This is a genomic window from Ruegeria sp. YKSF57, from assembly GCF_059612585.1.
In genome coordinates, this window is the sequence record NZ_JBXWQW010000048.1 from 16,938 (window position 1) to 31,034 (window position 14,097).

Sequence of the window (14,097 nt, forward strand, 5' to 3'; positions counted from 1 at the left end):
CAACTAGGATAAAGGGAACACTCGGAATCTTTCAGGGTGCGTTCTTCGAGAGCAAAATCTTAGGAGGCAACCGCCTCGCACTGTCCGCGGTCGCTGGAGATTGTTGGGCGCCGCATGGAGAGATTATATGTCAAATCCGCATGTTTGACGAACAGGGTCACGACAGTATTCTCGTCAGCATACATGAATGTAACGTTGCCGAGTCCCGGAAAAACCTTTGCGGGACCATTTATGTTCTGGCTTTTCATTTCGCCATCGTTTCCGGATGCGGGTTTAACCAACATCATTTCCGATCCGTCGATTTCAGATATGCATAGAAAATGCTGATCCTGGGCTGCCCCCATAGTTGCACAAAATACAAAGGCGGCAGAAAGCGTCGCTGTGGTTTTCATTCGTTTCTCTTTTTTGTGAGCTGAACAACTCTGAATGACCGTTACTAAAGTCTCGAGAATTGGACGTATCGAGGTCTTTCCGAGCTTAACCTGCCGACCGACTTGACCCCGGCGGCATACTCTCGCGTAGAAAAGGATTACGGCAGAATTAATCCGCTTTTTGGGCCAAAGAGAGACTTGAATGGCGATACATCAAACAAAGCGAACGCTTACCCGCCGAGGAAGGATTTCCTTACTTCGGGGTCCGCCAAAAGCTCCTGGCCGGTTCCGGTATAAGCATTCCGGCCTTGCACCAGCACATAACCTTTATCGGCGATTTCCAATGCTTGTCGCGCATTCTGCTCGACCATCAGAATGGGCAATCCGGTTCGGCTGACCTCGATAATTCGGTCGAACAACTCATCCATCACGATCGGAGAGACACCCGCGGTGGGCTCATCCAGCATCAACACCTTGGGTTTGGTCATCAGGGCACGACCGACTGCCACCTGCTGACGCTGGCCTCCCGAGAGTTCTCCGGCCGCCTGATGGCGCTTTTCTTTCAGGATCGGAAACAGGTCGTAAACCTGCTCCATCGTGTCCGTGAAATCATCAGTGCGGATGAAAGCGCCCATTTCCAGATTCTCTTCCACCGTCATCGACGTGAAGATGTTCGAGGTTTGCGGAACAAATCCCATACCCTTGACCACTCGGTCCTGCGGGGTGAGTTGGGTAATGTCCTCGCCATCCAGCCGAACTGTACCAGAACGTACGTCAAGCATTCCAAACACCGCTTTCATGGCGGTTGACTTGCCAGCTCCGTTCGGGCCGACAATGACCGCGATCTCTCCCTTGTCGACCGCGATGGTGCAATCATGCAGGATATCAGGACCCTTTCCATAACCGCCCGTCATCATGTCACCTATGAGAAACGGGCCGCCACCGACCTTGGAAGTCGGTCCGCTGTGCCGGTGAGCCGGGGTCATGGATCCAACACCTTTCGAGTTGGTAATCGATGCATCTTTGTTTCCACGATCCTCATGATAGGGATTGTCACTCATGCACCGGCCTCCAGTTTGTCCTTGTTCTTCAAACCGGTGCCGAGGTAGGCCTCGATTACGTGTTCATTGGCCTTGATCTCTTCCAGCGTACCCTCGGCCAAAACTTTTCCTTCGGCCATGCAAATCACCGGATCGCAAAGCCGCCCGATGAAATCCATGTCGTGTTCGATCACCACAAATGTATAGTTGCGTTCCTTATTCAGGCGCACGATCGCGTCGCCAATGGTATTCAGAAGTGTCCGGTTCACACCGGCGCCTACTTCGTCGAGAAATACGATCTTGGCGTCAACCATCATGGTGCGGCCAAGCTCCAGCAGCTTTTTCTGTCCACCCGAAACCTGCCCGGCCTTGTGGTCCGCCAGGTGCTCGATGGTCAGAAACTCCAGCACCTCGTCAGCCTTTGCGCGCAAGGCGCGCTCCTCGTCCGCGATCCGCTTGCGTCCAAACCAGGTGTTCCAAAGGGTTTCACCCGATTGGCCTCCAGGAACCATCATCAGGTTTTCTCGGCAGCTCATCGAAGAGAACTCATGTGCGATCTGAAAGGTGCGCAGTAATCCCTTGTGGAACAACTCATGCGGGGGCAGACCGGTAATATCCTCGCCATCCATCGTGACCTTGCCGCTTGTTGGCGGCAACACACCGGCAATAACATTGAAAAGAGTGGTCTTTCCCGCCCCGTTCGGGCCAATCAGCCCGGTTATAGAGCCTTTTTCGATTTCCAGCGATGCTCCGTCCACCGCGTGGAAACCACCGAAGTGCTTGTGCACGTCCTCGACGACGATCATGTTTTCCCCTAGCCGCAGTTTTTTACGGCCCTGTTGTTTGTTGCCCCATCCCCGTAAGAGGTGCGGTCTTTTGTCATTGAAACAGCCCGGGTACAAGGCCCGGGCTGTTCACTGTTCAAATGATCCGCAAGATCAGCGGTACTTGGCGGTAGTGATCTTACCGCCGTCAAGGACGATCTGGCGATAGTTGCCTGCGCTTTCGCCGGGTCCAATCAGTTCAACTGCTGTTGCACCGACATAATCGACGTCGCCACCATCCTTGATGATCTGAAGCGCTTTCGCCAGTTCACCAGGATAGATTTTTTCACCTGGTGCATTTGCAACATTCAGAACGTGCTCTTTGTACACCGACGAATCCTTGGAACCCGCCGCTTGCATCGCCAGCATGATCAGCGCAGCGGAATCATAAGCTTCAGGAGTGAAGGGCGAGGTCGCATCGAACGCACCTGCTACCAGTTCCTCATATTTGGCAACACCGGGGCTGTCGGTGCCCGGATGTTGACCGGTCGATCCGTCGATCTCGTCGCCGAAGTTTTCTTCCAGCTTGGCGCCGATCATCCCGTCGGGAAAATGGAATGTATCGAATGCACCCGAGTCGATGGCTGCACGCACGATACCCGAGCCACCCTGGTCAACATAACCGGCCACGACTAAGCGATCGCCACCTGCAGCGGCGAGTGCGCCGACTTCGGCGGCATAGTCCGCCTTACCGTCTTCATGCGCTGCCGAGATGGTAACAGTTCCGCCAGCCGCTTCGAACGCTTGCTGGAAGCTATCGGCCAGACCTTTGCCATAGTCGTTGTTGGTGTAGGTCAACGCAACATTGTTTATGCCTTCTTCCAACAGGATATCTGTCATGACCTGGCCTTGGCGCGCATCGGACGGTGCGGTGCGGAAAAACAGACCGTTGTCTTCCGCGTCCGACAATGCCGGCGAGGTCGCCGAGGGAGAGATCATGACGATACCATTCGGAACCGCGACGTTTGACAGAATCGCACCAGTCACACCGGAGCAGTCCGCACCCATGATGCCGTCGACTTTGTCTGAAGTGACCAGACGTTCTGCCGCGGCTGTCGCGGCGCCTGCGTCGACGCAAGTCGAGTCGGCACGTACGGAGGTTACGGTTGCTCCGTCCAGCAGAAGGCCACTGTCGGTAACTTCCTTCATTGCCAGTTCAGCGCCATCGGCCATTGAGGGCGTCAATGATTCGATAGGCCCTGTAAAGCCTAGGATGACACCGATCTTAACGTCTTCGGCCATTGCCGCGCCGGCCATAAGTGCAGTTGCTGCGGTAGCAGTTAGCAGCTTTTTCATAAGGTTACTCCCTTGTTGGAACGTGATCGTTCTGGAAGAGACCCTAGGCAAGCTGTGGTGAAAAGAAAAGTCCTAACGAAATTGTGCTTTTGCTGGGCGTAACCTATTTGATTTCATAAGGTTTGATGGAATTTCGCACCCATTTCCCTGAGATCGGAGGTCGATATGCTGCGGCTTTCAATGTTGATTCTCTTATTCGTGTGGCCGTTCTCAGCGGCCAACGCCGACTCGCTGAATACAAGCGTCGGAGCCGTAGTAACGACCAAAGCGATTTCCGGGCTGGATACGCCTTGGGCTATTGGCCTTTTGCCCGATGGCGGAGTGCTCGTGACCGAGCGTGACGGCAGTCTTGTTTATGCGAAAGATCAAAAGATGATGCCGATAAAGGGCGTGCCCAAGGTATTTGCATCAGGGCAAGGTGGTTTGCTGGATGTCACCATTCCACGGGACTTCGCCGAAACGCACGAGATACTCCTGACTTATTCCAAGCCCCAGAAAGATGGAGCAGGGACCGCGCTGGCGGTTGCAAGACTTAGTGAGGACGGCCAGTCACTGACCGATGTGCGCACGATTTTCGAAGCAGCGCCCGGAGCCAGTGGCGGGCGGCATTTTGGTAGCCGTGTCGTTGAGGCAGCAGACGGAACACTGTTTGTCACGTTGGGCGAACGAGGTGACCGCCCCTCGGCCCAGGACCGCTCAAACCACAACGGGTCGATCATCCGAATAAATAGAGACGGGTCAGTTCCGAATGACAATCCGTTTATCGGAAATCCCGGCATACGCTCCGAGATCTGGACTTACGGGCATCGCAACCCGCAGGGTGCCGGGCTAGATTTGCAGGGCAACCTGTGGACGTCCGAGCATGGCGCCAAGGGCGGTGATGAGGTGAATCTAATCAGGAAAGGCGCGAACTATGGCTGGCCGGTGATTTCCTATGGCACGCATTATTCCGGTGCTAAAATTGGTGAAGGCAGCGCAAAGGCAGGGCTGGAGCAGCCCGCGTTCTATTGGGACCCATCCATCGCACCGTCAGGCTTGATGGTCTATTCCGGAAAGCTCTGGCCCGAGTGGAAGGGTAGTATTTTCGTTGGTTCGCTGAAGTTCGACTATATCTCACGACTGGCTGGAGACCCGCTGCGAGAAGTCGAGCAGATCAAAGGCCCTCAGACCAATCGGGTTCGCGATATCGTCGAGTCACCGGATGGGTCGATCTGGTTCATTTCAGTTGGACAGGGGGCAGCTTATCGAATGTCGTCCGACTGATCCTCAGATCGACAATCGCGACGCGTGGGTTCCCCGCTCGCGATACGGCGTCGTGTTGTAGTGCGCCCGGTAGCATTTGGAGAAATGCGACGGGCTGGCAAATCCGCAGGCCAGCGCCACGTTAATCACGCTCATATCGGTCTGCATCAGCAGGTTGCGCGCCTTTTGCAGGCGCAACTCCATGTAATACCGTTTGGGCGAACGGTTCAGGTAACGGCGAAACAAGCGTTCCAGCTGGCGTGTCGACATGCCGACATCCCGCGCCAAAACCGAGGGTGAAATCGGCTCCTCGATGTTCTTTTCCATCATCTGGATAACCTGGCTCAGTTTCGGGTGGCGCACACCGATCCGGGTTGGGGTGGACAGGCGTTGCGTGTCCTGATCGGTGCGGATCGAGGAATAGATCATCTGATCCGCCACGGCGTTGGCCAGTTCCTCTCCGAAATCATCGGCAATCAGTTTCAACATCAGGTCGATAGACGACGTACCGCCAGCGGTCGTCATCCGGTTGCCGTCGACCAGAAACACGGATTTCGTCAGCTCGACATTCTCGAACTCTTCGGTAAAACTGTCCGCGTTTTCCCAGTGGATCGTGGCGCGTTTGCCGTCCAAAAGACCCGCTTTTGCAAGAACGTGGGCACCGGTACACAGGCCCCCGATGCGTATCCCCTTGCGCGCTTCGCGCCGAAGCCAGTTCAGCATCTTTTTGGTTGCCGCTTTCTGGATTTCCACGCCGCCGCAGACCAAAACCACGTCTTCGCGATTCAGATCGCCCAGATCATCGTCCAGATTGAAGGATGTGCCCGCCGAACACAATGCAACCTCACCGCCTTCACCTACCAATTGCCAGACATATAGTGCCTTGTCCGCCATCCGATTTGCAATGCGCAGGCTGTCCAGCGCCGACGCAAACGACAGCATCGAAAACTTGTCCAGCAACACAAAGATATAGCGGCGCGGTTTGGCCGGCGTGTTTTCCACTTCGACAACTTGGCGTTGCTCTTGCATTGCGGACTGTCCTTGATTCCGATGTTTCGCACGTATGACGAGTTCTTGCGAATATGGCAGCCAACATGCTCAGAGCTTGTTTGCGTCGTCAAGAGGCGCAAAAGAGATATGGTCACTTGTTTCGGCTTTTTGTATAGAGACCCCCTGAAATACCTCAGCGGAGAACCAAGCTATGACCGAGTGGCAAAAATCGAACTGGCGCAGCAAGCCGCGGGTTCAGATGCCCGACTATACCGACCCGGCCGCACTGGCCAAGGTTGAGGCGCAGCTTTCCAAATATCCGCCGCTGGTTTTCGCCGGCGAGGCGCGGCGTCTGAAACAACATCTCGGTGCTGCGGGACGTGGCGAAGCCTTTTTGCTTCAGGGCGGCGATTGCGCCGAAAGCTTTGAGCAATTCAGTGCCGATGCTATCCGTGACACCTTCAAGGTCATGCTGCAAATGGCGATGGTGCTGACTTATGGCGCCAAGGTCCCGGTTATCAAGGTGGGGCGGATGGCCGGACAGTTCGCCAAACCACGCAGTGCGCCGACCGAAGTTGTCGATGGTGTTGAACTGCCCAGCTATCGTGGTGATATCATCAACGAATTGGCCTTCACACCCGAAGCACGCATTCCGAACCCGGAAAAGATGCTGCAGGCCTTTACTCAGGCAGCGGCCACGCTGAACCTACTGCGTGCATTTTCGACGGGCGGGTTTGCTGACATGAGCCGCGTGCATTCCTGGACTTTGGGATTCACCGACGATCAGGATGTTCAGAAGTACTCCGAGATTGCGGATCGCATTCAGGACACGATCGACTTCATGGAGGCCGCCGGAATAACCGCCGACACCACCCATGAATTCTCGACCGTGGAGTTCTATACCAGCCACGAAAGCCTGTTATTGGAATATGAAGAGGCACTGACACGTCTCGACTCGACATCTGGTAACTGGTTGGCGGGTTCCGGCCACATGATTTGGATCGGCGACCGCACTCGCCAACCCGACGGCGCGCATGTGGAATTCTGCCGCGGCGTATTGAACCCAATCGGGTTGAAATGCGGCCCGACCACGACTGCCGAGGATCTCAAAGTGCTGATGTCAAAGCTGAACTCCGACAACGAAGAGGGTCGACTAACACTGATCGCACGCTTCGGCGCCGGTAAGGCGGGTGAACATCTTCCGCGATTGATCAAAGCTGTGAAAGAAGAAGGCGCCAAGGTGACATGGGTCTGCGACCCGATGCACGGCAACACGATCAAGTCGGCGACCGGCTACAAGACTCGCCCGTTCGAAGCGGTTCTGCGCGAAGTACGGGATTTCTTTGGTGTTCATCAATCCGAAGGCACCATTCCCGGTGGCGTACATTTTGAGATGACCGGTCTCGATGTCACCGAATGCATTGGCGGTGTTCGGGCTGTCACCGAAGAGGACCTCTCGGATCGCTATCACACAGCCTGCGACCCGCGCCTGAATGCCAGCCAGTCACTGGAATTGGCCTTCCTTGTGGCGGAGGAACTGACAAATCTACGCCGCGACCGGAACAAGCGCGCTGCCAGTTAAAATACTATAGTCAATGGAAACGGCGGGCTTCCTGCCTGCCGTTTTCTTTTGAGCTCAAATCGGCCGGTTTTGCCCATGGGCCGCTCAGTCCATTGTGATGACGACCTTCCCCAACACTTTACGATTCTGCATCAGTTCCAATGCCTTCCCGGCCTGATCCAAAGGTATTCGAGCGCTGATTTTAGGTTTGATCTTCCCTTCAGAATAGAGGTGCAACAGATCACACATGTTTTGTGCATGCCTTTGTGGTTCGCGAAACACTGATGCGCCCCAGAATACGCCAATGATTGAAACTCCTTTGAGCAGCGGCAGATTCAATGGAATGCTGGGAATACCCGCAGGAAAACCAATTACCAGATAGCGCCCTTTCCATGCCATTGCGCGCAAGGCCGACTCGGCATAGCCGCCGCCTACTGCGTCGTAAACAACGTCAACGCCCTCACCGTCTGCCAGACGCTTGATTTCCGTCGAAAGTGCCTTTTGCGCCTCCTTGTCCAATTCCAGCGGATAGATCAGCGTTTCGTCTGCGCCAATCTGGCGGCAGAACGCCGCCTTCTCCTCAGATGAGACGGCAGCGATGACACGTGCACCCACCGCCTTGCCAAGTTCGATGGCTGCCGCTCCGACACCGCCCGCTGCTCCCAGGATGAGCAGCGTCTCATCCACACCAAGCGCAGCACGGTCCTTGAGTGCGTGATGAGAGGTTCCATAAGTGAAAACGAAACAGGCGGCATCTTCGTAAGGCATTTCATCCGGAATCTTGATCGCAGCCTCCGCTTTTATGACCAGGTGCGTGGCAAACCCCCCAAAGCCTGTAAGGGCCAGAATGCGGTTGCCGACAGAGAACCCTTCAACGGCGTCGCCGACTGCAATCACTTCGCCCGCGATTTCGCCACCTGGTGCAAAGGGGCGAGGCGGCTTGAGCTGATAGAGGTCTCGGATCATGAGAGTGTCCGGAAAATTCACACCGGCAGCACGAACGCGCACCAGCAACTGGCTCTTGCCGGGGTCCGGATCCGGAAATTCCTTGAGTTCCAGTGTTTCCGGCCCGCCCGGAACGGTACTCAGCATTGCCTTCATGGTCTTTCGTGCCCTCCACCGTATCGAACCTGAAAAATGACGTTAAGTCTTGGAGGCGCCCGAATGATTGTCAACCAAGTGTCGAAATGCAATTCTTAGGCGCAATCTCAGTAGAACCAAGTGATGCCTAACACTTGCGCGCCAAAGTTTGCTGAATTCTGTGAAATCGAGGAAACTGTGACGCCCGTAAGCCTGTTTTCACTTCACGGAAAGACGGCATTCATCACTGGTGGCGCGATGGGAATTGGCCGTATGGCTACAGAAGCGCTTGTGCGGGCAGGGGCCAGCGTATTGAATGCATCCAGAAAGGGTGAGGCCTGCAAGGCCACGGAACAGGCACTCGACGCATTGGTTGCGTCCGGGCAGGCAGACGGTTTTGCAAGCGACGTGGGAGCCAGAGATGGCATTGCAATGCTTTGTGAAGAAGTGAAGGAAAGAGTTCAATCCATTGATATTCTAGTGAATAATGCAGGCACAACATGGGGCGCTCATTTGGGGCAGTTTCTGTATGACGTTTGGGAAAAGCACATCTCCGTCAATGCGGCCGGGATGTTCGAGTTGACCCAAAGGCTTTTGCCTATGCTCAAGAAATCGGCATTTGTAGATGATCCCGCCCGGATCATCGATGTTGGCTTGGTGTTGGGAGAGGTGCCGATGGGCAATAGAGCTTACGTAACCGGCGCTGTCATACCCGTTCCAGGCCGTATCAACGTAAAGTCCGCTCCAGGAATCTTCGAAAAATCATTGATAACAAGTGGGTTGCAAAATGCAGTTGAAGTTTAAGGTCGAAAAATGAAGGATTTGATTTGGAAACGCAAGGAGGGTCATCTGCCAGTACAATTGAGGGGGCTCCGGATACCCATGATCGGCGCGCCGTTGTTCATAATTTCCGTTCCCGAACTTGTGGTTGCCCAGTGCAAGGCTGGCATAATCGGATCATTCCCGGCACTTAACGCACGTGAGGCTGAGGGAGAAGCTCCTTTGCTGGACGTTTGGTTGAAGCAAATCATCGAAGAACTGGATCGCCACAACCAAGCCAACCCCGACAGACCGGCCGCGCCTTTCGCGGTCAATCAAATCGTACATCGTTCCAACAAAAGGCTGGAGCGGGATCTGGAGATTTGCGCCCGCTGGAAAGTCCCGGTCTGGATCACCTCGCTGGGTGCGCGTGTAGATGTCAACGAGGCCGCCCATGGTTGTGGTGGCGTGGTTCTGCACGATGTCATCAATAACACCTTTGCCAGAAAGGCCATCGACAAAGGTGCCGATGGATTGATAGCCGTTGCCGCCGGGGCTGGTGGGCACGCCGGGCAACAGTCTCCTATGGCGCTAATCCGAGAAATTCGCGCATGGTTTGACGGGCCTGTGGCCTTGTCTGGCGCGATCGCCTGTGGAGAGTCGTTGTTGGCAGCCCGTGCGATGGGCGCCGATTTCGGATATGTTGGCTCACCCTTCATCGCAACGCACGAAGCCAATGCAGGGATGGATTACAAAGAAATGATCGTCGATAGCAGTGCCGAAGACATCGTTTATTCGTCACTGTTTACCGGGGTTCACGGGAACTATCTGAAAGCGTCGATCCAGCGCGCCGGACTGGACCCCGACAATCTGCCCTCGGCTGACGCATCGGCGATGAATTTCAGTCAGGGTTCCTCCAAGCCTAAAGCCTGGAAGGAAATCTGGGGGTCGGGGCAGGGGATCGGCAACGTCTCGGAGGTTGTTTCGACCGCCGAACTCGTCGACCGGATTAGTTTTGAATATCGGAGTGCCGGAGCAAAACTAGCAACCGAGTTTGTGGAGTGAAGGATAATAGGGCGTGATGAGTGAACAGCCACTTGCACTCGACCTCAACGCAGTGGACGCCTATCTGAGCGTTCATCTGTCAGGATATCAGGGTCCTCTGCTGTGCGAAAAATTTGAAGTTGGACAGTCAAACCCGACGTATTTGCTGAAGACGCCTGAGCAAAACTATGTACTGCGTCGCAAACCCCCCGGGATTTTGTTGAAATCCGCCCATGCCGTCGACCGTGAGTATCGCGTGCAAAAATCATTGGCGGGGTCGAAGGTGCCGGTCGCGCAGATGTATTTGTTGTGCGAGGACGAAAGCGTCATCGGTTCAATGTTTTATGTGATGGAATATCTTGAAGGTCGGAACTTTTTTGAACCGACAATGGCAGGTGAAACGAAAGAGACGCGCAGCGCGGTCATTGACGAAATGAACCGGGTGCTTGCTGAATTGCATATGGTCAATGTTGATGCCGTGGGTCTTGGCAATTTTGGCCCTTCTGGCGATTATTTTGAAAGACAGATCGGTCGCTGGAGCAGTCAATACAGGGCTTCGGAAACCGAAACGATTCCCGAAATGGATAGGTTGATTGAAGCGCTACAACAAAATTTACCCACCAACGATGGGCAACGGACACTTGTGCATGGCGATTACCGGATCGACAACATGATCTTTGAAAAAGAAGGAACAAACTGTCTGGGTGTTCTGGATTGGGAACTGTCAACCATAGGGCACCCTTACGCCGATCTTGCCGCTGTCATCATGCAATGGCAAATGCCGCCGGGGCAAGAGGGGCGGGGTTTGGCCGGGGTTGATCGCGCAGCACTAGGATTGCCGTCGGATGACGAGTTTGTGGCTCGATATTGTCAGCGACGGGGGTTGAGAGGAATTGAAAATTTTGGGTTTTACCTTGCTTTTAACTTCTTCCGAATGGCAGGGATACTTCAAGGGGTCTATCGGCGCGCGTTGGAAGGAAATGCCTCCAATCCTGAACGGGCGAGACAACTCGGCCAATATGTTCCAATGTTTGCCCAGCATGGTCTGACTGCGCTTGGCCGTTCAGATTGACCTGGTGTCGCAATGAAGGATCCGCGCGCAAAAATCTGAGGTTTCGTCGATTTGTTCGGATGCTATCTGGAAATGCGCAAGGAGAAAGACGAGATGAGCGATTTTCTGAAACTCAGAGAACACGATGGCGGTATTGAAGAGTTAGTTCTTGGGCGTGGGCCGGTAAACGCGCTAAGCGCAGAGTTTCTAATGGCGTTCTCAGAGCAGATAAAGGAAATGGAGCAGAACGACGAAGTTCGAGCTATCGTTTTGTCCAGCGCATTCAGGGTGTTCTCGGCTGGACTTGATCTGAAGGAGGCGACAAATTTCGACATTCAAGAGCAGAATGAAATTGTCGAAGGTCTGAACGTTGGGTTTCTCTCATTATTCGAATGTCGAAAACCCACAGTAAGTGCCGTGAACGGAGCAGCAATAGCTGGTGGAATGTTTTTTGTACTTGCCTCGGATTTTCGCGTTGCTGCTGCACGAGCGACGCTTGGCCTTGCAGAGGTGCGAGTTGGTGCGGATTTCCCCGCAGGTCCGCTTGAAATCGCGCGCGCGACACTCGATCCCAATACGCTCAGACGATTGATGCTGACGGGTCAGCCGATGAACTCCGAGACGGCCTTGCGCTTCGGTGTGATCGATGTCGTCGACGACGATGTCCTGAACCGGGCCATAGGCGAAGCCAAAAAACTGGCAGCTATTCCGCCGAAAACCTATGCCTCGGTGAAACGACAGATCCGTCAAGGCACAATTGATCTGATCCGCAGCCGAATGGCCAACGGCGCGAATGCACCAGAAGGTGGCTGGTTCAATGAAGAAACCAGAGCGGCGATGAATCGAATGATCGGTTAGTTGTCCCATCAAATATTGGATTCCGGATCGCTAACAACATTCAACGATTGGGGTCGGAGAGGAGAACCGCGATGAACGGCGCTACAAAACAAGGGGTGGATCCCGGGCGGTTAAATCGAATCGGCGAATGGATGCAACGCTATGTCAATGAACGCAAATATCCCGGCAGTTCGGTTCTGATCCATCGGCACGGAGAGGAGGTATTTTTCAACGCCTGCGGCTTGCGGGATCTTGAACAGAGCCTGCCATTCAAACGTGACACAGTTGTTCGCCTTTATTCGATGACCAAGCCTATCACCTCGGTCGCCATAATGATGCTGGCTGAACAGGGTCTTTTTCACTTGGGCGTGCCAATCTCGGAGTTTTTGCCTGAATTCAGCAATTTGCATGCGTTGGTTTCCGGCGCCGAGCGGATTGACCAAGTCGAACCAACCACCACGCCAACCCTGCATCACTTGCTGACACACACCAGCGGCCTGAGTTACCCATTCAATCCAGGCGTTTTACCAAAGGCCATGGATAAGCAGGGTATAATGTTCAAGCCCACACAAGGCGTTTTGGCTGATATGGTTCAACAAGTCGCTGAACTGCCCTTGGCCTTTCAGCCGGGCACAAGGTGGGAATACTCGGTTTCGATCGATGTTCTGGGGCGCGTGATCGAAGTTGTTTCGGGAAAAAGTCTGGATTGCTTCTTCAAACAGCAGATCTTTGACCTTCTGGGCATGACTGAGACTGCGTTTTCGGTTCCTGCCGGAGCGAAAAACCGATTTGCCTCGCTCTATACTCCACTGTCTGGTGATGCCATGGCGCTTAATGACGCGAAATCCGGTGGAGAAACATTGAGGTTAGTTGACGAGGACGGAGGATCACCATTCGAACATGCCACCATGTTCTCCGGCGGTGGTGGCCTCGTGGGTACGATTGATGACTATCATCGCTTTGTAGATATGCTGCGACGAAAAGGTGAAAGTAACGGCAATCGTTTGCTTGGCTCCAGCACGGTAGATTTCATGATGCGCAACCATCTGGCCGGCGACATTGCCTCGATGGGGCCAAGCAGCTTTGCGGAACAGCCCATGAAGGGGCTGGGATTTGGCATCGGAGGCGGTGTTGTTCTTGATGCCGCGCGGTCAGGCACGATCGGGTCGGTGGGTGATTACAGTTGGGGTGGAATGGCATCGACATTTTTCTGGTTGGATCGGGTTCACGACCTGAGCGTGGTCTTTTTCACTCAGCTCTCACCTTCCAGTTCCTATCCGTCCCGCGCCGAACTCAAAGCGCTTGTCCATGGGGCATTGCTCGGCTGAGAGGCAAAGAACAAGACGTAGCATGCTGTGATACATTGTTTAAATTCAAGGTGTAAGGAAATGACGGACGCGGAAAAGATCCTGCTCGATCTTTTGAATTTGGAAAGGTTGGAAGTCGATCTCTTTCGCGGACCGGGATCGGGCGGTGAAACACCGACTCGGATCTACGGCGGGCAGGTAGTCGCACAGGCATTGTCGGCAGCTTACAGAACGGTGGATGACCGGCTGTGCCATTCTCTGCATGCATACTTTATACGGCCTGGAGATCCCAGTATTCCTGTCGTTTATCAGGTGGATCGCGCTCGAGATGGTGGTTCGTTCACGACCCGTCGCGTGGTCGCAATTCAGCACGGAAAACAAATTCTCAATATGTCGACGTCATTCCATGTCAAAGACAGCGGCTGGACTCACCAACACCCTATGCCCAATGCCGGAAAACCAAACGACCATCCTTCGCGGGATGAGTTGCGGCAGAAGTATCTCGGCAAGGTAACCGAAAAATACCGCTCGGAATTCCTAAGGGAGCGCCCAATCGAGGTTCGAGAAGTCGATCCGCTGGACCTTTTTGATCCCGAACCCAGCGACGACCGCAACCACCTTTGGTTTCGAATGCGGGCAGCAGCAGGTGAGGACGCGAAAACCCAACATCTTCTGTTGACCTACGCGTCGGATAT

At 54.4% G+C, this 14,097-nt stretch carries 14 protein-coding genes; 8 read left to right on the forward strand and 6 right to left on the reverse strand.

What is annotated here, in order from left to right; translation table 11 throughout:
• Nucleotides 1–59: 59 nt before the first annotated feature.
• From AC2FLX_RS17800 to AC2FLX_RS17815, 4 genes are all read right to left on the reverse strand, one after another.
• A complete protein-coding gene (locus AC2FLX_RS17800; RefSeq protein WP_496747451.1) occupies nt 60–392 on the reverse strand; it encodes a hypothetical protein in 333 nt (110 codons plus the stop codon).
• 209 nt (nt 393–601) lie between these two features.
• Nucleotides 602–1,432, reverse strand: coding sequence for an ABC transporter ATP-binding protein (locus tag AC2FLX_RS17805; protein ID WP_480751431.1), 831 nt, complete (start codon nt 1,430–1,432; stop codon nt 602–604).
• Nucleotides 1,429–2,217 carry an ABC transporter ATP-binding protein gene (locus tag AC2FLX_RS17810; RefSeq protein ID WP_480751429.1) on the reverse strand — a complete coding sequence of 263 codons (789 nt, stop codon included), beginning with the start codon at nt 2,215–2,217 and terminating at the stop codon, nt 1,429–1,431. The genes AC2FLX_RS17805 and AC2FLX_RS17810 overlap by 4 nt, the downstream gene beginning before the upstream one ends.
• A gap of 132 nt (nt 2,218–2,349) precedes the next feature.
• Nucleotides 2,350–3,531: an ABC transporter substrate-binding protein gene (locus AC2FLX_RS17815; protein WP_480751427.1), complete on the reverse strand. Its 1,182-nt coding sequence runs from the start codon at nt 3,529–3,531 to the stop codon at nt 2,350–2,352.
• A gap of 165 nt (nt 3,532–3,696) precedes the next feature.
• On the opposite strand from AC2FLX_RS17815, the gene AC2FLX_RS17820 reads away from it, so the two are divergent.
• Nucleotides 3,697–4,794, forward strand: a complete 1,098-nt coding sequence (locus tag AC2FLX_RS17820; RefSeq protein ID WP_496810413.1) for a PQQ-dependent sugar dehydrogenase — start codon at nt 3,697–3,699, stop codon at nt 4,792–4,794.
• 3 nt (nt 4,795–4,797) lie between these two features.
• Here the strand turns inward: AC2FLX_RS17820 and AC2FLX_RS17825 are convergent, their stop codons facing one another.
• Entirely contained in the window at nt 4,798–5,802 is a 1,005-nt protein-coding gene (locus tag AC2FLX_RS17825) for a GlxA family transcriptional regulator (protein WP_480751424.1), read from the reverse strand.
• Between the two features lie 172 nt (nt 5,803–5,974).
• On the opposite strand from AC2FLX_RS17825, the gene AC2FLX_RS17830 reads away from it, so the two are divergent.
• A complete protein-coding gene (locus AC2FLX_RS17830) occupies nt 5,975–7,345 on the forward strand; it encodes a class II 3-deoxy-7-phosphoheptulonate synthase (protein WP_480751422.1) in 1,371 nt (456 codons plus the stop codon).
• Nucleotides 7,346–7,429: 84 nt separating this feature from the next.
• Here AC2FLX_RS17830 and AC2FLX_RS17835 read toward each other — a convergent pair whose 3' ends face one another.
• Complete coding sequence (locus tag AC2FLX_RS17835; RefSeq protein WP_496810412.1) at nt 7,430–8,425, reverse strand: NADPH:quinone oxidoreductase family protein; 996 nt, start codon at nt 8,423–8,425, stop codon at nt 7,430–7,432.
• Between the two features lie 123 nt (nt 8,426–8,548).
• Here AC2FLX_RS17835 and AC2FLX_RS17840 point away from each other — a divergent pair, with 123 nt between their 5' ends.
• The 6 genes from AC2FLX_RS17840 to AC2FLX_RS17865 form a co-directional block, all read left to right on the forward strand.
• Nucleotides 8,549–9,208, forward strand: a complete 660-nt coding sequence (locus AC2FLX_RS17840; RefSeq protein ID WP_496810411.1) for an SDR family NAD(P)-dependent oxidoreductase — start codon at nt 8,549–8,551, stop codon at nt 9,206–9,208.
• Between the two features lie 9 nt (nt 9,209–9,217).
• Nucleotides 9,218–10,228 carry an NAD(P)H-dependent flavin oxidoreductase gene (locus AC2FLX_RS17845; RefSeq protein ID WP_496810410.1) on the forward strand — a complete coding sequence of 337 codons (1,011 nt, stop codon included), beginning with the start codon at nt 9,218–9,220 and terminating at the stop codon, nt 10,226–10,228.
• 16 nt (nt 10,229–10,244) lie between these two features.
• Nucleotides 10,245–11,279, forward strand: a complete 1,035-nt coding sequence (locus AC2FLX_RS17850) for a phosphotransferase family protein (protein WP_496810409.1) — start codon at nt 10,245–10,247, stop codon at nt 11,277–11,279.
• Nucleotides 11,280–11,372: 93 nt separating this feature from the next.
• Complete coding sequence (locus AC2FLX_RS17855) at nt 11,373–12,116, forward strand: enoyl-CoA hydratase/isomerase family protein (protein WP_496810408.1); 744 nt, start codon at nt 11,373–11,375, stop codon at nt 12,114–12,116.
• A 71-nt stretch (nt 12,117–12,187) separates the two neighbouring features.
• Nucleotides 12,188–13,423 carry a serine hydrolase domain-containing protein gene (locus AC2FLX_RS17860; protein ID WP_496810407.1) on the forward strand — a complete coding sequence of 412 codons (1,236 nt, stop codon included), beginning with the start codon at nt 12,188–12,190 and terminating at the stop codon, nt 13,421–13,423.
• 60 nt (nt 13,424–13,483) lie between these two features.
• Nucleotides 13,484–14,097: acyl-CoA thioesterase (locus AC2FLX_RS17865; protein ID WP_496875489.1), on the forward strand; the 614-nt coding region annotated here is incomplete at its 3' end.